The sequence below is a fragment of the Flagellimonas flava genome, assembly GCF_050617915.1.
GTDB classification, from domain to species: domain Bacteria; phylum Bacteroidota; class Bacteroidia; order Flavobacteriales; family Flavobacteriaceae; genus Flagellimonas; species Flagellimonas flava_A.
In genome coordinates, this window is sequence record NZ_JBODQE010000004.1 from 125,184 (window position 1) to 149,087 (window position 23,904).

21 protein-coding genes are annotated in these 23,904 nt (G+C 43.1%); 6 read left to right on the top strand and 15 right to left on the bottom strand.

The genetic code is table 11. The features are described 5' to 3' along the window. Positions 1-7 precede the first annotated feature (7 nt). Genes pckA through ACRHOZ_RS11855 form a run of 3 tightly spaced genes read right to left on the bottom strand, consistent with a single transcriptional unit; the run spans position 8 to position 4,299 of the window. The gene (gene pckA / locus ACRHOZ_RS11845) at positions 8-1,636 is read right to left on the bottom strand and encodes a phosphoenolpyruvate carboxykinase (ATP) (RefSeq protein ID WP_431125867.1); all 1,629 of its coding nucleotides are present in this window, start codon (positions 1,634-1,636) and stop codon (positions 8-10) included. Positions 1,637-1,652: 16 nt separating this feature from the next. Next, positions 1,653-3,488, bottom strand: a complete 1,836-nt coding sequence (locus ACRHOZ_RS11850; protein WP_431125869.1) for an SLC13 family permease — start codon at positions 3,486-3,488, stop codon at positions 1,653-1,655. Between the two features lie 22 nt (positions 3,489-3,510). Beyond that, the gene (locus tag ACRHOZ_RS11855; protein ID WP_431125871.1) at positions 3,511-4,299 is read right to left on the bottom strand and encodes a universal stress protein; all 789 of its coding nucleotides are present in this window, start codon (positions 4,297-4,299) and stop codon (positions 3,511-3,513) included. Positions 4,300-4,550: 251 nt separating this feature from the next. On the opposite strand from ACRHOZ_RS11855, the gene ACRHOZ_RS11860 reads away from it, so the two are divergent. Next, entirely contained in the window at positions 4,551-5,249 is a 699-nt protein-coding gene (locus ACRHOZ_RS11860) for a DUF2490 domain-containing protein (protein WP_431125872.1), read from the top strand. Positions 5,250-5,355: 106 nt separating this feature from the next. After that, positions 5,356-6,081 carry an energy transducer TonB gene (locus tag ACRHOZ_RS11865; protein WP_431125874.1) on the top strand — a complete coding sequence of 242 codons (726 nt, stop codon included), beginning with the start codon at positions 5,356-5,358 and terminating at the stop codon, positions 6,079-6,081. 42 nt (positions 6,082-6,123) lie between these two features. Here the strand turns inward: ACRHOZ_RS11865 and ACRHOZ_RS11870 are convergent, their stop codons facing one another. After that, the gene (locus ACRHOZ_RS11870) at positions 6,124-7,320 is read right to left on the bottom strand and encodes a succinylglutamate desuccinylase/aspartoacylase family protein (RefSeq protein ID WP_431125876.1); all 1,197 of its coding nucleotides are present in this window, start codon (positions 7,318-7,320) and stop codon (positions 6,124-6,126) included. A gap of 2 nt (positions 7,321-7,322) precedes the next feature. After that, positions 7,323-9,170, bottom strand: coding sequence for a CBS domain-containing protein (locus ACRHOZ_RS11875; protein WP_431125878.1), 1,848 nt, complete (start codon positions 9,168-9,170; stop codon positions 7,323-7,325). Between the two features lie 157 nt (positions 9,171-9,327). On the opposite strand from ACRHOZ_RS11875, the gene hemN reads away from it, so the two are divergent. Both hemN and ACRHOZ_RS11885 read left to right on the top strand, forming a co-directional pair. Beyond that, positions 9,328-10,686 (top strand): oxygen-independent coproporphyrinogen III oxidase, encoded by a 1,359-nt coding sequence (hemN, locus tag ACRHOZ_RS11880; protein WP_431125880.1) that lies wholly within the window; start codon positions 9,328-9,330, stop codon positions 10,684-10,686. Between the two features lie 18 nt (positions 10,687-10,704). After that, entirely contained in the window at positions 10,705-11,526 is an 822-nt protein-coding gene (locus ACRHOZ_RS11885; protein ID WP_431125882.1) for a universal stress protein, read from the top strand. 88 nt (positions 11,527-11,614) lie between these two features. On the opposite strand, the gene ACRHOZ_RS11890 is transcribed toward ACRHOZ_RS11885, so the two are convergent. The 10 genes from ACRHOZ_RS11890 to ACRHOZ_RS11935 all read right to left on the bottom strand — a co-directional run bounded on the left by ACRHOZ_RS11890 (position 11,615) and on the right by ACRHOZ_RS11935 (position 22,098). Continuing rightward, positions 11,615-12,883: an acetyl-CoA hydrolase/transferase family protein gene (locus ACRHOZ_RS11890; RefSeq protein WP_431125884.1), complete on the bottom strand. Its 1,269-nt coding sequence runs from the start codon at positions 12,881-12,883 to the stop codon at positions 11,615-11,617. Positions 12,884-12,896: 13 nt separating this feature from the next. Next, positions 12,897-13,607 carry a sulfite exporter TauE/SafE family protein gene (locus ACRHOZ_RS11895; RefSeq protein ID WP_431125886.1) on the bottom strand — a complete coding sequence of 237 codons (711 nt, stop codon included), beginning with the start codon at positions 13,605-13,607 and terminating at the stop codon, positions 12,897-12,899. Between the two features lie 3 nt (positions 13,608-13,610). After that, the gene (locus ACRHOZ_RS11900) at positions 13,611-14,057 is read right to left on the bottom strand and encodes a FixH family protein (protein WP_431125888.1); all 447 of its coding nucleotides are present in this window, start codon (positions 14,055-14,057) and stop codon (positions 13,611-13,613) included. Between the two features lie 23 nt (positions 14,058-14,080). Continuing rightward, positions 14,081-15,490: a cytochrome c oxidase accessory protein CcoG gene (ccoG, locus tag ACRHOZ_RS11905; protein WP_431125890.1), complete on the bottom strand. Its 1,410-nt coding sequence runs from the start codon at positions 15,488-15,490 to the stop codon at positions 14,081-14,083. A 66-nt stretch (positions 15,491-15,556) separates the two neighbouring features. Then, complete coding sequence (locus tag ACRHOZ_RS11910; RefSeq protein ID WP_431125892.1) at positions 15,557-16,510, bottom strand: cbb3-type cytochrome c oxidase N-terminal domain-containing protein; 954 nt, start codon at positions 16,508-16,510, stop codon at positions 15,557-15,559. A gap of 4 nt (positions 16,511-16,514) precedes the next feature. Then, positions 16,515-16,700 (bottom strand): CcoQ/FixQ family Cbb3-type cytochrome c oxidase assembly chaperone, encoded by a 186-nt coding sequence (locus tag ACRHOZ_RS11915; protein ID WP_138835662.1) that lies wholly within the window; start codon positions 16,698-16,700, stop codon positions 16,515-16,517. A gap of 77 nt (positions 16,701-16,777) precedes the next feature. Beyond that, positions 16,778-18,982: a cytochrome-c oxidase, cbb3-type subunit I gene (gene ccoN / locus ACRHOZ_RS11920; protein ID WP_431125894.1), complete on the bottom strand. Its 2,205-nt coding sequence runs from the start codon at positions 18,980-18,982 to the stop codon at positions 16,778-16,780. Positions 18,983-18,984: 2 nt separating this feature from the next. After that, positions 18,985-19,194 (bottom strand): cbb3-type cytochrome oxidase assembly protein CcoS, encoded by a 210-nt coding sequence (gene ccoS, locus ACRHOZ_RS11925; RefSeq protein WP_420402069.1) that lies wholly within the window; start codon positions 19,192-19,194, stop codon positions 18,985-18,987. Positions 19,195-19,260: 66 nt separating this feature from the next. After that, positions 19,261-19,710, bottom strand: coding sequence for a hypothetical protein (locus ACRHOZ_RS11930; RefSeq protein ID WP_431125896.1), 450 nt, complete (start codon positions 19,708-19,710; stop codon positions 19,261-19,263). Between the two features lie 3 nt (positions 19,711-19,713). Next, complete coding sequence (locus ACRHOZ_RS11935; RefSeq protein ID WP_431125898.1) at positions 19,714-22,098, bottom strand: heavy metal translocating P-type ATPase; 2,385 nt, start codon at positions 22,096-22,098, stop codon at positions 19,714-19,716. A 119-nt stretch (positions 22,099-22,217) separates the two neighbouring features. Here ACRHOZ_RS11935 and ACRHOZ_RS11940 point away from each other — a divergent pair, with 119 nt between their 5' ends. Both ACRHOZ_RS11940 and ACRHOZ_RS11945 read left to right on the top strand, forming a co-directional pair. Next, positions 22,218-22,907 (top strand): Crp/Fnr family transcriptional regulator, encoded by a 690-nt coding sequence (locus ACRHOZ_RS11940; RefSeq protein WP_431125900.1) that lies wholly within the window; start codon positions 22,218-22,220, stop codon positions 22,905-22,907. Positions 22,908-22,992: 85 nt separating this feature from the next. Further along, positions 22,993-23,898 carry a universal stress protein gene (locus ACRHOZ_RS11945; protein WP_431125902.1) on the top strand — a complete coding sequence of 302 codons (906 nt, stop codon included), beginning with the start codon at positions 22,993-22,995 and terminating at the stop codon, positions 23,896-23,898. Positions 23,899-23,904 lie beyond the last annotated feature (6 nt).

A 23,904-nucleotide genomic window follows, 5' to 3' on the forward strand; every position in this document is an offset into this window, starting at 1 on the left:
TTTTTTATTAAAAATGATGATCCAAGCTATGGTGTGAATCAATCAAGGGGCCTCCATTAAGGATTTCCTCCGATGCTTCACTAGCAAATTTATCAAAGTTAATATGAAACGAATGCGCCAACTGAATGGATTTGCTCACATAGGCTCCTTTTTGTAGCCAGGTGTTCATGGGATCCAATATTTCCGTAGGAACCCCTGGACAATATTTAGGCATGTGCAATCCAAAAACTGGGTGGGCATCAAACTCAACTTCATCCAATTTTCCTTCCAAAATAGCCGAAATCATGGCTCGGGTATATTTCAGTTTGATTCTGGAACCTACGCCATAGGGACCTCCACTCCATCCCGTGTTGATCAACCAAACGTTTACCCCCGCTTCCTTCATTTTTTTGCTCAACATTTCTGCATAAACTGCTGGGTGCAAAGGCATAAACGGTTCTCCAAAACAAGCAGAGAAAGAAGGCACTGGTTCATTGATGCCTGCCTCGGTTCCAGCCACTTTGGCGGTGTAACCGGAAATAAAGTGGTATGCAGCCTGGCCAGGGCTCAACTTGGAAACTGGAGGCAATACACCAAAGGCATCACAAGTCAAAAAGAATATGTTTTTTGGATTGCCGGCATAGGAAGGGGTCTGGATATTGTCGATATGATCAATAGGATAACTCACCCTGGTGTTTTGGGTTATGCTGCTATCAAAATAATCCACTTCCTTGGTTCCTTCTTTAAAAACCACGTTTTCCAAAAGTGCTCCAGGGCGAATCGCCCTGTAAATATCCGGCTCCTTTTCCTCCGTTAAATCGATGACTTTTGCATAACAGCCTCCTTCAAAATTAAAGATGGTGTTATCCTCGGTCCAGCCATGCTCGTCATCCCCGATCAGTTTTCGGTCTGGATCAGCAGAAAGTGTGGTTTTCCCAGTTCCTGAAAGTCCAAAGTAAATTGCCGTATCACCATCTTTGCCAACATTTGCGGAACAGTGCATGGGCAGCACATTTCTGTCTACAGGAAGAATTAAATTCAAGGCCGTAAAAACACCTTTCTTCATCTCTCCAGGGTATTCAGAACCTCCCACAAGTGCAATTTTTCTGGTGTAGTTCAAAATGGAGAAGTTGCCTGCAATGATTCCATACTCTTTAGGGTTTGGACACTCATAGCCCGGTGCACATAGCACAAGCCAATCCTCTTCAAAATCTTCCAATTCTGCTTCGTTCAATCTCAAGAACATGTTCTTGATAAAGTAATTGGACCAAGGAAATTCTGTAATGGTACGTACGTTGGTGCGGTACTTTGGATCGGCACATACCGCTCCATCCCGAACATAGATTTCTTTATCCGAAAGGTAATTTACCACCTCATCGTAAAGCTTGTCAAAATTTTCAGGAGAAATGGGTTTGTTGATTCGGCCCCACCAAATCCTGTCCTTGGTGTACTCATCCTTTACCAAAAAACGGTCTTTTGGAGATCGTCCGGTAAACTTTCCCGTGTTGATGGACAGGGTGCCATTTTCTGACTCCACACCCATTCCTTTTTCCACAGTGATCTTTTGTAAGGTCTCAGCACTTAAATTCCAATGTGCCGTAGCGTTCTGTAAGCCATATTTGCTTAAATCTTTGGTTGTTTCCATGACTTCGTCCATAATTTCTGTTTTAAGGTTAAAAGTTCCATATCAAAGGAACCAGTACTAGTGTTGCTATAAAGAATAGGAGCAGCAGTGGCCCTCCTACTTTCACGTAATCTGTAAACTTGTATCCCCCAGAAGACAGCACCATTGCATTGGTGGTGGTCCCCACAGGAGTTAAAAATGCCGTGGAGGCGCTTATGGCCACAGCGATCATAAAAGGCTTGGGAGACACCCCCAAGGTGGTTGACGCCATTATGGCTATAGGTGCCATTAAGACTGCGGTGGCCGAGTTGTTGATGGTCTGGCTAAAGGTGGTGGTCAATAAAAATATGCCTGCCAGTAATGCCGTAGGATGTATACTCCCCAGCAAATCAACCAAACTATTTGCGGCCATTTGGGCCACTCCTGTTTTCTGTAAGGCCAGTCCCATGGGAATCATTGCGGCAATCATTACCACGCTGGTCCAACTTATCCCTTTATAGGCCTTAGATATGGGAACACAGCCAGTCAACATCATTATTCCAGCACAGGCAAGGGCTGCAATGGCACCCGGTAATATTTTAAATACCAAAAGGGCAATCATCAATACCAAGGTTCCCAATGCGATATAGCTTTTGGGTGTTATCACGTCTACATTTTTGGACAGGGCTTCAGGGCTTCCCGAAATGACCAAGTTTTCATACATGGAAGTCAAAGTCTCCATGTTTTCCCAGGGACCTCGAATCACAAATGCATCCCCAGCTTCAATCTTAATTTTTCCACTTAGTGGCCTGCTGTTTCTGGAGGCCGCCAGGAGTTGAACCCCTGCTTGACTTAGATAATGCCCAAGTGGGAGGGTCTTGCCCACAAAAACAGACTTAGGGGTGATAATCATCTCGGCCATCCCAACTTCTTGGTTGATCAGCTCCTTTTTAAGCAAATCTTTTTCAGGTTTCCATGGAATTACCCCCAAACTAAATTTCAGTACCAGTTTATCCACATCCTCGGCTTCTCCCTTCACCGTGATGATGTCATGGTACCGCATCTCTGTCTGGGGGTCTGGTAATTCCACAAATTGATGTATGCCTTGCAGCGGATGGGGATGCCTTCGTTTTAATCGCATGAGGGAGACATTATGGGCTTCTTCAAAATCCCAATCCCCAACCTTGGAGTTGATCAGCGGAGACATGGACCTAATACGCAGTCGGTATAGGTTATCCCCAATACTGTAGTTCTCAATCCATTTATGCATTTCCTCATCCAATGCCATAGGTCTATTCTTGGTTCTATGACTGGGCAACAATCTGTAGCCCACATATCTGAAATAGAGCATGGATATCAAAAGCAGCGGAAGGCCGATCAATCCAAACTCAAAAAATGAAAATCCTTCCAATCCGTTTTCCACCAAGGCGTTGCTTGCAATAATATTTGGAGGTGTCCCCGTTAGGGTTAGCAAGCCTCCCGTATTGGAGCCAAATGCCACTGGCATCAATAATTTGGATGGCAGTGTTCCTGCATTCCAGGCTGCGGCAACAGTAACCGGCAGCAAGGCAGCAACAGTTCCAGTGTTGCTTACAAATCCGGACAGTAAACTAGATCCCAGGGTTACAATGACCAGTAGTTTGGGAACGCTGCTTTTGGCCCATTTTACAAATCGCTGTCCGGCCACGGCTGTCCATCCCGTTCTTGAAAGTCCTTCTCCAATAATGAACAAGGCCGCAATCATGATCACTGTTGAATTGCTGAACCCAGACAAGGTTTCTTGAATGTCCAGAATACCTAGCAAATACAGGGACAACATGGACATTAGGGCCACCACATCAGGTGGAAACTTTCCCCAAACAAACAGAATGATCGTAATACCCAATACTACCAATAGTGTGATCATCGCTTCTATTTTGGGACAATCATCAATCCAAGGTCAAAACAGGAATCTCGGAGTGAAGGGTCAACAACTTTGTCAATCTCCCTTCAGATGGGGTACTCATTTGGGTATGGTTTCTGGGCAGAATGGCCAAAAGATCAATATTCTTTTTGTTGATGTATTCCAAAATGCCCTCTTCCACATCCTGATTTTTGCTAAAGGCGTGTTCTTCGTAAAAATGCTCCAAATAATACTCCAAAAGATTCTCAGTGCTATCCACAATGGATTCTTCCGCATATACCGATTCCCTGTAAATGGTTAAGGCATGTACTCTAGAATCAAAGGTTCTTGCTACATCCAAAAGGGTCTTCAATACTTCCTTATCATCAATTTCTTCGCGGCCCATCACCAGAGCAATATCTTTTGGCTCTCTGATCGGAGTTCCGAAGGGAACCGAGATTACCGGGCAATTGGCCTCCAAAACCAGACGTGAGGTGTTGGTAATGGCCTCATCGGTAACCTTGTCCCCCATGGTTCCCATCAATATCAGATCGGAGCCATTGGTATTATGCCACTCCAAAACGGATTCAATGAGATTACCAGTAACAGTACTAAATGAAGGTGGTGTTTTGATTTTGGCATTAAAGGATTTCACAACCTGACCAAAATCCAATTTCAGGGTTTTTTCCTGACCTTCCGTTATCGGCATAGCCGAAACATATAAGGCTTGAAGTTCTATATTGCGCGTTGGCCCAACAAAAACAGTGGCATATTCCAATGCATTTATGGAAGCCTCTGAGAAATCGAACGGGATTAAAATTTTCTGAATACTCATACCTACAAAATTTGAATGACTTAAAATCTTTGATTCAAAATTAGAATGCGCCACTCACCTAAAACATGACAGAAATCAGGTTTGGACTTTTATTACGTTAAGGCTACGTTAACCCGCATTTTTTGCCCAAGTATTACCAGATTTTCACATAAGCCAATATTGAGGCTGAAATTCATCGAGAACTGACAAGTATCATATTTTGGGCTAGTTCAAAAACCCACCTTTGCACTGCAATCTCCTAAGCCAACTCCATGAGGTTTATCCGCCTTTTATACCTCCTTTCTTGTATTCTTTTCCAAAGTGTGCTTAGCTCCCAAACTTTTGATGAGCATGGTTCGGGTTCTTGGCTGGAATTTTCCGGGACCAATAAGATAGATGAGAAGTGGAGTATTCCCCTGGCGGGAATTTTAAGGCATCACGAGCCATTTGAAGTTTACGATTTCTCCTTTATCAGGACAGGTGTTTCTTATCATTTGAGCAATTCCATTATTCTTACCGGAGGTGTCGCCTATGTCAACTCCAAATCCTATTTGGATTCAGGTGAAGCATCCTTGACCTTTCAATATTGGTTGTATGAAGAATTTACTTGGAAGAATAGATTCAGTCTGAATTCCTTGTCACATAGATGGAGGCTTGAAAACCGGTGGATCCATAACAATGGCCAAACTCGCTTTAATAATCGGTTTCGCTATCGATTGCAATTCCAAAGACCTATTTACGGGAAGATTTTTGTAAAATCCTCCAACGAGGTTTTTGTAAATCTGGATGGGGCCTTTTTTAACCAAAATAGATTCTATATCGGTATAGGGAGGGAGTTATCCCCAGACTTGAAGATTGAATTAGGCTATTTGAAAAATCATTTTCAAACTTCACACCACAACGCCATTCTCATGGGGATTACGTTCATCACCGATTTTACCCGTCAAGATTTGGTTGAAATTGAAAAATAACCAGTAATACCCCTTCTCAATTATCATATTTATAATTATCATGACTATTATCATGTTTTTTGACAAAGTAGCTGTCTAATTTTATTTCAGTTAAATACGTTAAGTCATGAAACCTAAAAAGAACCCTAATGCAGATATTGGCCGCAATAGTAGCCTTTATTTTATGATAGGTTTGACCTCGGTTTTGTTTGTAACATGGCAATCATTTGAGGTCAAGACCTACGACAAGGAAACGAACGTTTCGGAAGTGGTTCAAGTGATGGACGATCTTAAGGAAGATGTCCCCATTACCGAAATGGTTCGTACAACAACGCCACCCCCTCCACCATCAGCTCCTGATGTAATTGAAATTGTGGAAGACGTTGAAGACATTGAGGAAACCCTGATTGAAAGTACAGAAAGTAACCAGGATGCCTTTATTGAGGATGTGGTCATAGCCATTGAAGATGTAAATGTTGGCGAAGTGGAAGAAGAAGAAATTATCCCATTTGCCCTGATTGAACACGTACCTGTTTTCCCCGGTTGCGAGAACTTAAGCACAGAGGAAGAGCGGAAAGAGTGTTTTAACCAAAAGGTACAGGAGCATGTTAGAAATAACTTCCAATATCCAAAGACAGCCCTCGAGATGGGAATAACCGGGAAAGTATTTGTGCAGTTTGTGATTGATTCCAACGGTCGGGTTGCACACATAAAAAAACGGGGACCGGATAGGTTATTGGAACAGGAAGCTGTAAGAATCATATCCGCACTTCCCCAAGTTAAACCCGGAATACAAAGAGGCAAACCAACAAAAGTTACCTACTCCATTCCTATTACCTTTAAAATGTTATAAACACCTAACTTGAGAAACTCCTGTTTAAAACAGGAGTTTTTTTTAGTACCATCCAGAACTTTTATACTCCAAATTTCTAGATGCCATTTCCCTACTTTTCACCACCAAATGGGTCCTATCCAATTGACGGGTCCGATATCCCAATAAATGGAAAAAGGATTTGGCCAAAAACTTGGCAATACGCTGATCTACCAACAGACCATCTTTTTGCCTGGAACTCCATTGGATCCCTGGAAGGCAAACCAACAAGTGATCCATTTTGAACTTTCTCAATCCCTTGGAAATCCACAATAGCACCAGAGGTATGGATTTAATATAATAGAATCCTTCACTGCCCAATTTTTGGTACAAGGGCATAAAAATCTGTCGTTTCCTTTGGGTCATGATCTTGTTGCCATTGTCCATGGCAATAGCAGTACCCCTAGGAATTTTTTGGAAATTCTTGAACCCAGGCCGCATCTCAAATCCACCGCTGTTTTGGATTTCATGCTGGTAATAAATCTCATAAAACTTGCTTGAAACCATACTGGAGTCGGCAATCTCCATCCTCAATTTTGCCAGCTCCGCTGGAGCATATGCAACCAGCTCGGTAATTCCTAAAGTATAGTGGATAAAATGGGTACAGTTCCTAATGGATACCACATCGTCATGTTGACCGCTTTCATACCCAAGGGACACATAACCCAACTCGTTGATATAGCTTAACAAAGCCCCCACCAAATACTCCTCTATCCCCAAAATTGTAGGTAAGGGATATTGGGAAGCAAATTTTCGGTTGAGCAAACTGTCATTCAAAACCATAAAGGGTGAGGTGTCACTGGAAGTGGTATGCAGATCAATAAAGTAAAAAGGTGGTTGATTTTGCTCCAGAATTGCTTGCAACAGCTTATAAAGCTCAATCATTTCCTGTTCATCCTTGGAAATCTCATTATCAGTTTGAAGTGTTTGCTGAAGGTTTTCCGTTGTCCAAATCCGGTTCAGATCCTTTTCCACAAAACGCACCTTTTGCTCCAAGGCTTGCAGATTACCCGCTATGGCATAGAGTTGTCCACGAATTGGTGTTTGGCGAAGTTTCAGTTCACGGATTACATGCTTCAAGGCAAAAACTCCTGCTGGTTCATTCCCATGTATGCCGGCAAAAAAGACCAAAGTGGGACCGTCTTCATCCCCTTTTAAATGTCCGATGATGCGATCAACTTCCAAGGTTTCCTGTAGCGCATTACTGTATACTTTGGCCATAGCTATAAATCAACCTTGCTTATGATTCCAACAAGATGGGAGCCCACACAAACCGGCAAGCATCCTATTTGATACTCCTCCATTAGTTTTTTGGCGGTTTCTATTTTGGTGCGTGGCTGCACCGTGACCACTTTATGTATCATAAAATCCGAAACAAGGGCATTGTTTTCTTCTTTGTCGTGTTCCAGTTCAGCAATATGGCTCCAAGTTAAAAGTCCCGAAAGTTCCCCACGACTATTTTCCACAGGAATGTGATGAATATTGTTCCATTGCATGATGGATACGGCCAAATTGGCGTAATCATTCTCATAAAGTTTGATAAGTCGCGTGGACATGATCTGTCCTACCCAGATATAGGGCTCTGCCGCCGATTGCTTCTCATTGATCATGGGCCATTCATGAACGGGCATGCTTTTCTTTTGATTATCATGCATTGCCTCGGTCAACTTGACCAGAACGGAATCCAGCTTCATTTCCTTTCGTAATCGCCTAAAATTCTTCACTTGCCATTCCGCTCCGGTTCCTATTTTTGTGCGGTTTTCAATTACCCCAAGTAGGCGTTCCACATCTTTGGAATCCACACCATAATCCAACAAGCCTTTTTTTGCGATGGGAAGAAACTCCTTTACTATCAGCTTTTTTAAGGTCACGGTTTTTCCCAGCCAGGAAAGCACTGTTTGTCTTCCCGTAATCGCAGATTTAATAAAATTGTGCTTGGCCTCTTTAAAGTCCATAATGGCGGGCATGTTATCATACTTCTTGGGCCTTCCCACCATCAATCCTACCCAAAAGGCAAAATTGGCCATCTCGTCCATAACAGAAGGCCCTGAAGGAATATATCTATTTTCAATCCGTAAATGGGGTTTTCCATTGCCCACCCCATAGCACGGCCTGTTCCAACGGTATACTGTTCCATTAAATAGATTGAGGGCTTCAAGTTTGGGAATGGCCCCATTTTCCAAAAGCTCCAAAGAATTTTGATTGATGGGTTTGGTCAACAGGATTTGATGGCTAGAGATATCTTCCTTAAAAATCTCGGCCACGGATTCCTCCTGCCAATGATTGCCAAAACCTACCCTGGCCACTTGTTCCTTTAAGGCATACGACCATTTTCGGGTATCCAAGCTTTGCTGGAACAAGGCAATTCTGGTTTCTTTCCATAACTCCCTTCCCATCAATAAAGGAGAATTGCTGCAAACACCCAATACAGGTCCTGCAATAGCCTGAGCCCAATTATAGCTTGGAATAAAATCCTTTTGGGGAATTTGAAGGTGCAGTTGAAAACTGGTATTGCAAGCCTCAAACAGCACAGAATCATGCCGTAAGGTCAGTTCGTCCACACCCCTGATCTTCAACGCAAAATAATCACCCCGGCATTGGGTCAATACCTCGTTCAGTTTATGATATCTGGGAATTGGGGTCATAAAATCGATCCCCAATTCATTTTTGCTGATGGTGGGTAAAATACCCGTTAAGATGATCTTAATTCCCAATTTCTCTGCTTTGGATTTTGCTCTTTCCAGCAAATTGGTCAACTGGGACTCCACCTTGGAGAAGCAGTCGTCTTTGAGTTCAAATGGGTCCAGATTGATCTCCAAATTGTAATTGGCGAGTTCCGTTGTAAAATGACCGTCATTGATGGCATCCAAAAGTTGAATGGACTCCCCGGAGGGCCGGTAATCTTCATCGACCAGGCACAATTCCTGCTCAGCACCAATGCGGACCACATCACTTTCTATAAGATTATTACCCAAGATTTGCTCCAAGGCTTTAAGGTCATCCAACAAATGCTTTACAAAAGCTTTCCGCTCTTCTTGATCAAACTTGCTATCTGGAATACGTTCACCCATATAAAGTAAAATGTCCTTGATCGGTAGGGTATAAAACTACAATCCCAGCTAATGTTAAAACATGATACTTGTCAGTCCCATTTGATTCCTTACTGATATTTATCATGTTTTTTGAGCTTGCCCAGGGGTAATTTTGAACTATAAATACTAAACCCCTATGTGTCATCTAGTCCAAAAATATAATGTCCCTGGCCCACGGTATACGAGCTATCCAACGGTACCTTACTGGGACATAGAATCCTTCTCCGGAAAGCAATGGAAAAATAGCGTGCTGAGAGCGTATAAAGAATCTGAGGAAGAAGGAATAAGTCTATATATTCACCTTCCTTATTGTGAGAGCATGTGCACCTTTTGCGGCTGTCACAAACGGATTACCAAAAGGCATGAAGTAGAACTTCCGTATATACAATCGGTTCTCAAGGAATGGCAATTATACTGTGATATTTTGGGTTCTAGACCCATCATCAAAGAAATTCATCTGGGTGGAGGCACCCCAACTTTTTTCTCCCCTGAACACTTAAAAATGTTGGTCAAGGGAATTCTACGGTTGGGAAGTAAGGCAGAACATCCAGAATTTAGTTTTGAAGGACATCCAAATAACACAACCAAAGCACACTTACAGGCTCTTTTTGATGTGGGGTTTAGAAGAGTCTGTTTAGGTGTGCAAGACTACAATTTAACGGTGCAAAAAGCCATCAACAGGATTCAACCCTTCGAGAATGTGAAGAAGGTTACCGAATGGGCCCGAGAAATTGGATACACTTCTGTTGGGCACGATATTATATACGGCTTACCATTTCAAACGCTGAAGGATGTTAAGCAGACCGTGACCATGACCAATGCACTGAAACCAGACCGTATTGCTTTCTATAGTTATGCCCATGTTCCTTGGATGAAGGGCAACGGGCAACGCGGATACAAGGAAAGTGACCTTCCTACTTCGGAAGTAAAAAAACAGCAGTACGAGCTTGGCAAAAATATGTTGACCGAATTTGGGTATAAGGATGTTGGAATGGATCACTTTGCATTGCCTATGGACAGTTTATACCACGCGATGGAAAATGGCACGCTCCACAGGAACTTTATGGGTTACACCCCCTCCAAAACCCAACTGATGATTGGGCTGGGGGTCTCCAGTATTAGCGACAGCTGGTATGGATTTGCCCAAAATGTGAAGAGTATTGAAGAATACCAACATCTGGTAACCCATGGGGTAATTCCCATTTTTAGGGGCCATGTGTTGAACGAGGAAGACGAAATTATACGAAGACATATCCTAAATCTCATGTGCAGGTTTGAGACCGCTTGGGAAATGGGAGAAACACAAACCATAGATTTTGAAAGAATCATTGAGAACCTTACCGAATTGGAGTTGGACGGATTGGTGGATATTGGCGCCAACCAGATAAAAGTAACTCCTAAAGGAAGACCATTTATTCGGAATATCAGTATGGCCTTTGACTTAAAACTACATCGAAAAAAGCCAGAGACCCGACTGTTTTCCATGACTGTTTAACCATTAAAATTAAATCAGATGAAAAGTATTATTGTACCTGTAGATTTTTCGAAGCAAAGCGAACAAGCCCTAAAAGTAGCGGCCGGTCTTGCCAAAACACATGGATCTGAACTTTTGGTACTCCATATGTTGGAACTCTCACCAGCTATCATGGCCGATTCTGGATATGTGTCCCAAGAACAAATTGTTCATCTGATCAAAATTGGTGAAAAGCGCTTTAATGACTTTTTGGACAAGCCTTATTTAAAAGGCGTCAACATTATACCTGTAATTAAGCATTACAAAGTATTTAGTGAGATAAGTGACGTTGCAGAGAAACATGATGCTGAGCTTATAGTCATGGGATCCCATGGAACGGATGGTTTGCAAGAAATCTTTTTTGGTTCCAATACCGAACGCGTGGTCAGAACTTCGGATATACCCGTTTTGGTCATAAAAGGGGATATTGAAAAATTTAGGCCTGAACGATTTGTCTTTGCCTGCGATTTTAAGGAAGAAAGTGTTCCTGCCCTCCAAAAAGCAATGGAAATGGCCAAACTCTTAAAATCCCAACTTTATCCAGTTTATATCAATACCCCTGGAGATGAATTCTTGAGTACGGAAGATGCTTATAACCGAATATCCAAATTCCTGAATCTGGCCAAAGTTGGGCTGGAAGTTCAAATTTACAATGACTATACCGTAGAAAAAGGGGTATTAAATTATAGTGAGTCCGTAGCCGCTGACCTCATAGGAATACCAACCCATGGTAGAAAAGGATTGTCCCACTTCTTTATGGGAAGTATAGGTGAAAATATTGCCAATCATTCCAATACGGCTGTTGTAACCTTTAAAATTTGATTGATTGGTATTTGATTGGGTTTTACATGATGGAAAAAGGGGAGTTAAAAACTCCCCTTTTTTTTATTCTATATATTTTAAAAGCCAACTACTGATGGAACCTTTTATGGGCAGCTGCTTCCAAAGCTTCCCTATGATCAGGATGAGCGATGGAAGTTAAGGCCTTTGCTCGCTGTTGTAGATTTTTTCCATAAAGATTGACCACTCCATATTCGGTAGCCACAAAATGTACGTGTGCCCGGGTGGTAGTTACACCAGCACCTTCCCGAAGAAAAGGCACAATCTTGGAAACACCCTTTTTGGTCGCTGCGGACATGGCAAAGATGGGTTTACCTCCTTCTGAAAGCGAGGCCCCTCGGATGAAATCCATCTGGCCACCAACCCCTGAAAACTGATAGCTACCAATGGTATCTGCACAGACTTGCCCAGTAAGGTCAATTTCAATGGCACTGTTAATGGCTGTCACCTTGGGGTTACGTCGTATTCTTGCCGTATCGTTCGTATAACCCGAATCCCTAAAATCACAAATGGGGTTGTCATCAATGAAGTCATATAGCTTTCGGGAACCCACAGCAAAGCAGCTTACAATTTTGCCCCGTTTTACGGCCTTGTCCTCTCCCGTAATTATCCCTTGCTCAATCAAGGGCAGTACCCCATCGGAAAACATCTCGGTATGGATGCCCAGACGTTTGTGATTTTTTAGATTGTCCAAAACCGCATTGGGAATGTTTCCAATACCCATTTGGAGGGTGGCTCCGTCTTCTATCAAGGAAGCCACATTGGCCCCAATCTCATGCTCCAAATCAGAAATTACCCCTGGGTTATGCTCATGAATGGGTCTATTTACCTCAATCGCGAATTCTATTTCATCAATATGAACAATTCCCGTTCCATGTGTGCGCGGCACATACGGGTTGATCTGCACTATGATCTTCTTTGCGGTCCGTACAGCAGGCAAGGCCACATCCACAGAAACACCTAGGGAACAATATCCATGTTTGTCCGGTTGGGAAACCTGCACAATGGCCACATCCAAAGGCAAAATGTTGCGTTTGAACAACCACGGTATCTCGCTTAAAAAAATCGGGATATAACCCGCATTTGGTGTGTTCACACTTTTTCGAACATTCCCACCCACAAAACAGGAATTAAGATGGAAGGAATTGCAATAAGGTTCTTCCGTGTATTGAGCGCTTCCCTCCGTATGAATGGAAACAATCTCCACGTTCTCAACCTCCTTATGCCGTTCACAAAGGGCGTCCACAAGTTCATTCGGGGTCATTGCCGCTCCTTGAACAAAAACACGATCTCCTGATTTTATTAAGCCAACGGCTTCTTCTGCTGATGTTATTTTCACTTATTTTTTATTTCTAAGGTTGATGACATTCTATACTTGTTGATTCCATGTGGGCGTTCATGGGTTTTGGGGAGACATAGGGAATTCCCAGTCCCATTCCCCTGATAATGAAAAGTGCCCCGATCAATACCACAAAAACCGGAATCCATCTGCGTATTTTGGATTTCATGGGAGTGCTCAAAATTGAGCTTGAATAGGCTGCCGTGGTCATTAAGGGTATAGTTCCCATCCCAAACAGCATCATATACAGTCCACCCTGCCATGCGTTGCCCAGGGCTATGGCGCCCAATAAGGCCATATACACCAATCCACAAGGTAGGAAGCCATTCAAAAAGCCAATGGTTAAAAAAGCATCTGGGGTCTTTTTTTGAAGTTCCTTACCCAATTTCGATTTTATTTTTCCCAAAAGGGTATAAATGGGTCTGGACAGTTTGTGGGCATCAAAAATCTTAGTGGGTACCAAGACCAAAAGAATCATCAAAACGCCCATTCCGATGGACAGTTTTTGCTGCATCCCAAACAGGGAAAGTCCCTTGCCCAAAAATCCAAACAGAACCCCAATACTGGCATAAGCCATTAATCTTCCCGAATGATATATAAAAAGCTGGCCTATTTTTTTGGCGTTGCTTTCCCGATCCAGCGGTAGCATAAAGGCAATGGGGCCACACATGCCCAAGCAGTGCAAGCTTCCCAAAAATCCCAATGCCAACGCCGATACCAACATGATCTAATAGGTCAATTTTTCTTTGTGCAAAAAGGTATTACCTTCATACGACCATTTTATGGCTATATCCCAGCGACCGCCCACCAAGCTATTGTCAGGTATGAGCAAATGTGTATTGGACAAACTTAAAGGAAAGTCAATATCCAAATGCTTGTTGGACGGTCTGTAAAGGGACACAGTTCCTTCAATTTTTTTATAGTCGAATTTTTCCGGGAAGCTAATTTTCAAACCTTCCCCAGTTTTTTCAATTTTCAATTGGGCGTTCATTTTGGCCGCGGAGTTGGATGCATCAATCTCTTTCTGATAGGCCAGTTCCTGTTTGTAATAATCATCGGTGACCAAATCGTGGTTGGCCCTATCATCTGTGCTCATCCGAACCACGAAATATAGAATAAAGGCAATGAATGCCACAAAACTCAATACGATTCCTGTTCCCCAATTGATTTTCATTTTTCTCGCTTTTAACCTTATGCCTAATTATAACTTCTTGGTGCCAAAAATTGGGCTACCGTGGTTTCTATAAGTTTATCCCCACTATAAACCCCTATTTTGAGCTTGTCCTTGTCCCCTGTCAATGCAGATGCATTGATCTCTATAAACAATGTTCCCTCTGCAAGCTCCTCGGCAGGGACCACAAATTGATCTTGGGAGACCATTTTTATTTCGCCTTTATGGGACAATAATTTAAAACTAACATCCTCAATATCCTTGGTGGTCTTATTGACCAACTTATAGGTATATACATTGCTGATGATGTTGTTTTCCTTTCTTTCGTACAGCTGCCCTGGCAGCCTGAGGACATTGGCCTCCAACTCATTTCTAAGGAACAGCATCCCTATCAAGATTCCGGTCAAGATGAACAAAACGGCCGTATAGCCCTTCATTCTGGCCGTGAACTTGAACTTTTCCTTTTTGTTGATTTCATCCTCGCTGGCATACCGAATCAAGCCTTTGGGTTTGTTGATGCTTTCCATAATATGGTCGCACTCATCAATACAGGCCGTACAGTTCACGCATTCCAGTTGGGTGCCATTTCTTATATCAATTCCAGTTGGGCATACATTCACACACTGAAAACAATCTATACAATCGCCATGACCCAAGGCATCACGATCTTCATTCTTTCGGAATTTTTTACGCCCTGCTTCTCCTTCTCCCCGCTTATGGTCGTAGGCCACAATAATGGATTTATCATCCAAAAGAACACCCTGAAGTCTTCCATAGGGGCAGGCTATGATGCATACCTGTTCCCTGAACCAGGCAAATACGAAATAAAAAACTCCCGTAAAAATGAGCAAGGGCACCATGGTTCCCAAATGCGCCATCGGTCCATCCGTGATATAAGCAATCAATTTATCGCTCCCGATCAAATAGGCCAAAAACACATTGGCTATCAAAAAGGAAATGACAAAAAAGATGAACCATTTTAAAGAACGTTTCCAGATTTTTTTGGCATTCCATGGAGCTTTGTCCAAGCGGGTCTGGGCACCTCTATCTCCATCAATCCAGTATTCAATCCTGCGGAAGACCATCTCCATAAAAATGGTCTGGGGGCATATCCATCCGCAAAAAATCCGACCATAAGCCACCGTAAAAAGGGCGATAAATATTACCCCAATGATCATGGAGATTACCACCAAATGAAAATCCTGTGGCCAAAAGGGAAATCCAAAAATATTGAACCTCCGATCTAGTACATTGAACAACAGAAACTGATGTCCCTGTATTTTGATGAAAGGAGAGGCAAACAAAAACAGCAATAGACCGTAGCTCACATACTTGCGATAATCATAAAATCGGCCACTCGGTTTTTTGGGATAGATCCATGCCCTTTTTCCTTCTTTGGTAATGGTTCCTATGGAATCCCTGAAATTTTCTTCCATTGCAATTTTGGTTATACCCCTTTGTCCGTAGGACATCTCCCCTTAAAAGAGGAGTTTAGTATTCAACTATTCATTCATGGCTACATCCGTGGAATCCGAAACTTGCTCATTCGGAGCTTCTTCGGTTTCTGCGGGTGCGGGAGCATCCGGATCTATCCAGATATCCCCTTCCGGAGCCTTGGGATTGGCCGGTGTGGTTCCGCCCATAGTCAGTACATAACTGGCTACCTGGGCCATTTCTGCTGGCTTTAGGCTTTGCTTCCATGCCACCATCCCTTTACCATCACGACCACCTTCGGATATGGTGTTGAAGACATTTTTGATACCTCCACCTAAAATCCAGTATTCATCTGTTAGGTTGGGGCCAATACCTCCTCCTCCGTCAGCCATGTGGCATACCACACAGTTGTCCGTGAATATTTGTTTTCCAGCACTTAAATCAGCAGCGTCGGATAGAAATTCCACCGTATTGACATCCACCAAATCCTTTGCTGTTTTCTTGTATTCCTCAATGGCAATTTTGGCAGCAGCCACTTCCTGTTCGTACTCCATGGCCTGGTCGTAGTCGCCAATGATGTGGAAGCGGACCAAATACACAACACTAAAAATAATGGTGGCGTAAAACAAATATACCCACCAAGGAGGCAAAACATTGTCCAATTCACGGATGCCGTCGTAATTGTGGTCCATGATAATTTCACTTTCCCTTTCAATCTCACGGCTCTTGGTCAAACGTTTGTATACATTTTTGGCCCATGTCCATTCCATCTTTTTGTTTTTGGAAGCCAAGTAATTGGCCTTCGCTTCTTCGGAAAGGGTCTGGAACATTACATTTTCAATGGACTTCAATATTAGCTCAATCGCAATCAAAATCATAAGGACCAACAACAGGAAAAACTGAGTGATCGGATATTCAATAATTGCGGGTTTGTCTCCTGAATCTATGAAGTATTCCATCAATCCAAAGATCAAAAAGAAGATTACTGGAATACGGATCCACCACGGTGTTCTTGTGCTCATAATATTATAGTTTGTTAGGTTGATCGTTATCTAAAGGCAATTCGCCCATCTCTTTGATATGTTCCTTGGTAGCGGTAAACACCCACCAAAACAAGGCAACAAAGAACACAAAGAAGATCATTAGCGATATCATGGGATAACTGGCTACCCCGTCTATGGTTTCCATGTGGTTTTTTACGAATTTCAACATAGCTTTTATAGATTTTTAGATGCTAGATGTCAGATGTCAGACGTAGGTCGTTACCTGATTCAAGCATCCTGATTCTTTTATTCTTTGTTCTGTGATAACAGTTCTTCTGTGTCTTGCATCTTTATGTCTGTGCCCAATCGTTGCAGATAGGCAATCAACGCCACAATTTCACGATCTCGCATCTCCACAAAATCTTCTCCGTTGTCCGCCGCGTACTGTTTATCAGCTTCATAAGTTTTGGCAAATTCCGGGTCGGTATAGAGATTTTTTTCAATGGCCTCGGCCTGCTCCGCCATGGATTGAGGTGCATTGGCTATATCCTCTTCCGTATACGGAACCCCAAGTTTGACCATGACCTCCATCTTGCTCTGTACTTGGCTTCGATCATGTTCATTTCTTACCAACCATTGATACGCTGGCATTATGGATCCCGATGAAGTACTTTGTGGATCGTACATATGGTTCAAATGCCAGTTGTCCGAGTATTTTCCTCCTACCCGAAGCAAATCGGGTCCGGTACGCTTACTACCCCATAAGAATGGGTGGTCGTAAACAAATTCCCCAGCCTTGGCATATTCACCGTAACGCTCCACTTCGCTCCTAAACGGTCTGATCATTTGGGAGTGACATCCCACACAGCCCTCGCGGATATAGAGATCACGTCCTTCCAATTCCAAAGGGGTATATGGTTTTACACTGGTTATGGTCGGGATGTTGGATTTCACCAAAATTGTTGGTACAATTTGTATGATTCCTCCAATCAATATGGCAATTGTGGCCAAGATGGTCAGTTGCACGGGTCTTCTTTCCAACCAGTTGTGGAAGGTTTCACCAGCCACCCGTCTTTTGGAAACCCTTGCCAATGCAGGTGCTTCGGCCAATTCGTCTTCAACGCTGCTTCCTTTTCTTATGGTTACGACCACGTTGTATATCATGATCAACATACCCACAATGAACATGGTTCCCCCAATGGCTCTCATCCAGTACATTGGGATGATCTGGGTAACAGTCTCCAAGAAGTTACCGTACACCAAGCTACCATCTGGGTTAAATTCTTTCCACATCAAGGCTTGGGTAAACCCAGCCACATACATGGGCAATGCGTATAGAATGATTCCCAAGGTGCCAATCCAGAAATGAAGATTGGCCAAGCCTTTGGAATGCAAGGTGGTCTTGAACATTTTGGGAACCAACCAATAGATCATCCCGAAGGTCAAGAATCCGTTCCAGGCCAAGGCCCCTACGTGTACGTGGGCAATGATCCAATCACTAAAGTGGGCGATGGCATTTACGTTTTTCAAGGACAACATGGGTCCTTCAAAAGTGGCCATACCGTAACCCGTGATGGCTACTACCATGAATTTCAGGGTGGCATCACTTCTTACTTTATCCCATACACCACGGAGGGTCAACAATCCGTTGATCATACCACCCCAAGAAGGCGCGATCAGCATCACGGAGAAAACCACCCCAAGGTTCTGTGCCCAGTCAGGCAAAGAGGAGTACAACAAGTGGTGCGGACCTGCCCAGATATAGATGAAAATCAAGGACCAAAAGTGAACAATGGAAAGCCTATAGGAATAAATAGGCCTGTTCGCTGCCTTTGGAACAAAATAATACATCAGCCCCAAGAAAGGAGTGGTCAGGAAGAATGCTACCGCATTGTGTCCATACCACCATTGTACCAGTGCATCCTGAACCCCAGCATAGACCGAGTAGCTCTTTAAGGCGGATACGGGCAACTCCAAGCTATTGAAGATATGCAATACCGCTACCGTTACAAAGGTGGCCAGATAGAACCAAATAGCCACGTACAAGTGACGCTGTCTACGCTTTAAGATAGTGGCAATCAAGTTCCAACCAAAGACTACCCAAATGACCGCTATGGCCAAATCTATGGGCCACTCAAGTTCTGCATATTCCTTGGAGGTGGTGTACCCCAATGGTAGTGTTATGGCTGCTGCCACAATGATCAATTGCCATCCCCAGAAATTGATGTTACTCAGCGCATCACTGAACATTCTGGCTTTTAACAGCCGTTGGGTGGAGTAATACACCCCGGCAAAAATGGCGTTCCCCACAAAGGCGAAAATTACCGCGTTGGTATGCAGGGGACGAATACGTCCAAAGCTCAACCATGAAATGCCGTCGGTGATGTTAGGGAACAAAAACATAAATGCCAGCAGGAGGCCCACCAACATTCCAACAACACCCCATAACATGGTGGCGTATAAAAACTTTTGTACGATTTTGTTGTCGTAATGAAATTGTTGTATTTCCATATTTATTGGTTTGTTCTTTTAGTTTGTGTGATTTCTGCTTTGTCTTTATCTAAATCGGATTCTTGATCCAAAAGTTCGTCTTCAAAAAGCATTCGGACAGAGGGGGTGTAGGCGTCATCGTACTGCCCACTCCTGACGGACAATACAAATGCGGCAAAGAAGACCAGCGCAACCGTAATGCTAATGGCCAACAACACATAAATAACACTCATACCTACCTGAATTTGGCTGTAAAACTACTGTCAGGCCCATTGGCAAAAAATGACATATATCAGTTTTTACAGCGATTTATATATTTCTTTTTTTTGGGCTTGCCGCCATAGGGTTACAAGCGCCGCTACAATGATCAAGTTCTTTCCAATGTATTGTCCCAAAAGGGTCGGAATCCATGGGGGATTTTGAAAAGAATCCATAGGAAACAGCAATAATGGAGTAAAGGTCAATATCATATGAACCATGGTGACGATCACTGCCCCATTTCTCCACAGATTGAATACCAACAGAATGCCTATGGACACTTCCCAAAATGCCAATAAATTGATGGCAACGCCATCTGAAAGTTGTCCAAACGTCAATTGATGAATGGTGTTCTTTGCCAAATCTTCGGCAGGACTCATATCTGGAAAGAATTTTAAGGTCCCAAACCACAAATACACAATTCCAATACTGATGGCCAATACATTTGGCCCTATTCGCTCCCTTAGTTGGTTAATAAATTTCTTGCTCATGACTTAGTTAGTTGGTTGGTTTAGTTTCCGTCCCAGAGCATTGGTCATTAAGGTAGTGAACAAAACAATGCTAATGGAACTCAAGGGCATTAAAATGGCAGCAATAACAGGTTGTAATTGACCTGTTACCGCAAAATATAGCCCCACCACGTTATAGCAGAGGGACAGTACAAAGCTCATTTTAATCACTTGAATGGATTTTTTTGAAAGCTCCATAAAAGTGGACAGTTTGTTAAATTGGGAGGCGTCCAAAATCCCGTCGCAGGCTGGTGAAAACACATTGATATCTTCCGAGACCGAAATGCCCACATCACTTTGGGCCAGGGCCCCAGCATCATTGAGTCCATCCCCCACCATTAATACCTTATGTTCTTTCTGTAAATGCTCTATATGCTGTAGTTTATCTTCCGGTTTCTGGTTAAAGTGCATCTGGGTCCTTACGGGAAGTATTTTTTGCAGTTGTTTGCGCTCCCCATCATTATCGCCAGACAAAACTCCTATTTGCATGGAACTCCCTAGTGACTGAAACACTTTGGAAACACCATCACGGTAACTGTTCTTGAAAACGAAACGCCCTTTAAAATCGTCATCTGTGCTTACGTAAACGGCCGTATCTGCCGTGGTGCGGACAGAATCCCTGCCCACGTAGACCGCAGACCCAATCTTGATGGAATGTTGGTTGGCTCTACCTTCAATCCCCTTGCCTGTATGTTCTTGGAACTCATCCAATGTCATAATCGCGTTGGATTGCAAAATCCCATATAATGACCGACTCAATGGATGGTTGGATGCTCTTAGCGTGGTCTTGAGCAAAGCGATTTCTTCCGAGCTAAGTTCAACGCCCTCATATAAGATGGCGTCTTTTTTTGTTGTGGTAAGGGTTCCGGTTTTATCAAAAATAGCCGTATCAATCTTTGCCAAGCGCTCTATTACGTTGGTGTTTTTCAGATACAATTTTTGCCGTCCAAATATGCGTAGCATATTCCCCAGGGTAAAGGGGGCCGCCAAGGCAATGGCACAAGGACAGGCAATGATCAATACCGCTGTAAAAACGTTGAGGGCCATGCTAGGCTCGTATACCAACCAAAACAGGGTGGCCAAAGTGGCAATGGTCAATACGCCTGCGGTAAACCGTTTCCCTATACTATCCGTTAAGGTTTGGAAGGCACTCGCCTTATCTTTGGAGAACACAGAATTGCCCCAAAGCTGGGTCAGATAACTTTGGGATACGGATTTAAGCACCTCCACTTCCAAAAGTCCTGAAAGTTGCTTCCCACCTGCAAAGAGTTTTTCTCCAGATTCCTTGAACACCGCTTGGGATTCCCCTGTTACAAAACTATAGTCAATTTGTGCCGATCCCTTAATTAATATACAGTCGACGGGAATGATCTCGTTGCTTCTGATCAAGAGCCTATCTCCTACCTTGACCTTATAGATTTGGATATTTTCTTCAGATTTGTCCTGATTCAGACGGGTAACGGCTATTGGAAAATAGGACTTATAATCCCTCTCAAAAGAAAGAAAGGAGTAGGTTCTTTGTTGAAAGAACTTGCCAAGGAGTAAAAAGAAAATCAGTCCTGTAAGGCTATCAAAAAAACCAGAGCCCAAATCAAAAATTATATCTACCGTACTTCTCAAGAACAAGGTGAGAACACCCAGGGCAATAGGTACATCAATATTCAAAAGCTTGGAGCGCAAGCCCTTGTAGGCTGACACAAAATAGTCTTGCGAAGCATAAAACACCACAGGTAAGGAAAAGGCAAACATCAACCAACGAAATACAGGTTTGTACTGCTCCAGCCAGAATTCCTCAACTTCAAAATACTCTGGAAAGGATAAAAGCATCACATTGCCAAAGGCAAAACCTGCCACCCCCAACTTATAGATCAAGGAACGGTCTTTCTTCTTTTCCTTTTTATCGTACTCGTCCAGGGAGATATAAGGTTCATAACCAATACTGCTCAGCATCAGCACCAAACCTTTTAGGGAAAAATCTTGTGAGGAATAGGTAACTCGCAGCGTTTTCTTGGGAAAATCCACCTGGGAATTGGTGATAGCGGGATGAAGTCTATTTAAATTCTCCAGCACCCAAATACAGGAACTGCAATGAATGGACGGAATGCTCAGATTTATCACCTGGATGGCTTCCTCATTGAATTCCAACAGTTTTTCCACGATTTCCTGATTATCCAAAAAATCGTATTTGCTTCTTACTTCTTTTGGGGTGTTCCCAGCCTTGGCCTCAATTTCGTAAAAGTTGGAAAGGCCGTTTGAAGTAAATATTTCATACACTGTTTTACAACCATGACAGCAGAAATCCCTCTCATCAAAACGCACCTTGTCCCTGCCACAGTCATCACCGCAATGATAACATGTCATATTTGCCATTTACATTTGCTTTACCTTTTGCAAATTTGGGACGCTAGTCTTATTAAAAATATGACATTTATCAGTTCTTGTTCAATTGTTTAGCAGTAATTTTGTGCTATCAGGTAAAGCATCATAATATGGAAAGCAGGTGTGAAAATTGCATCATCAGACAGTTCAACGCGCTTAGGGCCATGAGCAAAGAGGAGTTGAAGAAAGTTTCCGATACCAAAACCACCAAAAAAATAAAGAAGGGCGAACCTTTGTTCGAGGAAGGTGATAAACTCAATGGAGTTTATTGCGTTCGAAATGGGGTATCCAAACTTTCCAAGCTAAGCGCCAATGGAAAGGATCAAATTGTGAAATTGGCCACCAAAGGTGAGGTCATTGGACAACGATCCGTAATTGCCGAGGAAACCACCAATCTTTCTGCAGTTGCTGTCAATGATATGGAAGTTTGCTTTATCCCCAAAGAGAGCATTACACACACCCTGCACAAAAACCCTGATTTTACCCTGGAAGTGCTCCGACACATGGCCCACGACTTAAAAGAGGCTGATGATGTGATCGTGAATATGTCCCAAAAAACGGTGAAGCAGCGTATTGCCGAAGCATTTCTTTACCTGAAAAACAATTTTGGTGAGGATGAAGAAGGATTTTTGGCCCTCACCCTTTCTCGGGAAGATATTTCCAATGTAGTGGGGACCGCCACCGAATCGGCCATCCGAATTATCTCCGAATTCAAGAAAAAAGGGTTGATCCATACCTCAGGTAAAAGAATCGGCATTAAGAACGAACGCAAGCTCGTTGAGCTTGTAGAAGGCTTCTAGACTGCCCTTATTCCAAAAACTGACAATTGTCATAGTATCCCTTTTTGCGTTACGGTAATTTTACGCTATCGTTATTTTTATCCGAATGCAGAAAATATTAATACCTACAGATTTTTCAGATAATGCATGGAATGCCATTGATTATGCCATGCAATTGTTCAGAAGCAGGAACTGCAGCTTTTATCTACTAAACACCTATACCCCGGTTATCCCCAGCGGTAGGTTCATGGCCAAAATGGTCAATGGGGTACGCATTGTGGATGCGGTTAGGGACGCTTCGGAAGAAGGGCTGCAAAAGACCGTGGATAGGATAAAAAGCAAGTACCGAAATTCCAAACACAGCTTTGAAACCATTTCCTCCTTTAATCTGTTGACGGAAGAAATCAACGATTTGGTGGATACCTTAGGGATACAATTGATCATTACCGGCACCAAAGGGGCTTCTGGTATAGAGGAGGTGTTTATGGGAAGCAATACGGTGCGCATCATCAAGAGCACCAAAAAATGTCCTGTTTTGGCCATTCCACAACATTTTGAATTTATCACACCCACTGAAATAGCTTTTGCCACGGATTTCAACCGATTTTATTCCACTTCGGAACTCAGTCCCCTGTTGGAATTGGCCCAAATGTTCCAGGCTACCATCCGAATCGTTCACGTTCAATATGGCATTAAGGCGCTTTCGGAGTTACAACAATTCAATTTGAACATGCTGCGAAGGTACCTAGATGGCATGGAGCACTATGTGCACACGGTTTCCGAGCTCAACTCGGTTTCCAAAACTTTGGAGCTCTTTACCCAAGAACTCAACATCCACCTGCTGGCCATGCTCAATTACCAACATAGTTACTTGGAGCAAATGACCCGTGAGCCCATAGTTAAGCGCACTGCTTTCCATACGCAAACCCCATTGTTGGTTATACCTGAGCTGGGCATGGAAGGCGTTGCCAAAGACAACCCTAAAAAAAAAGGTGAGGCAGTCGAAAGTTGAGCATCA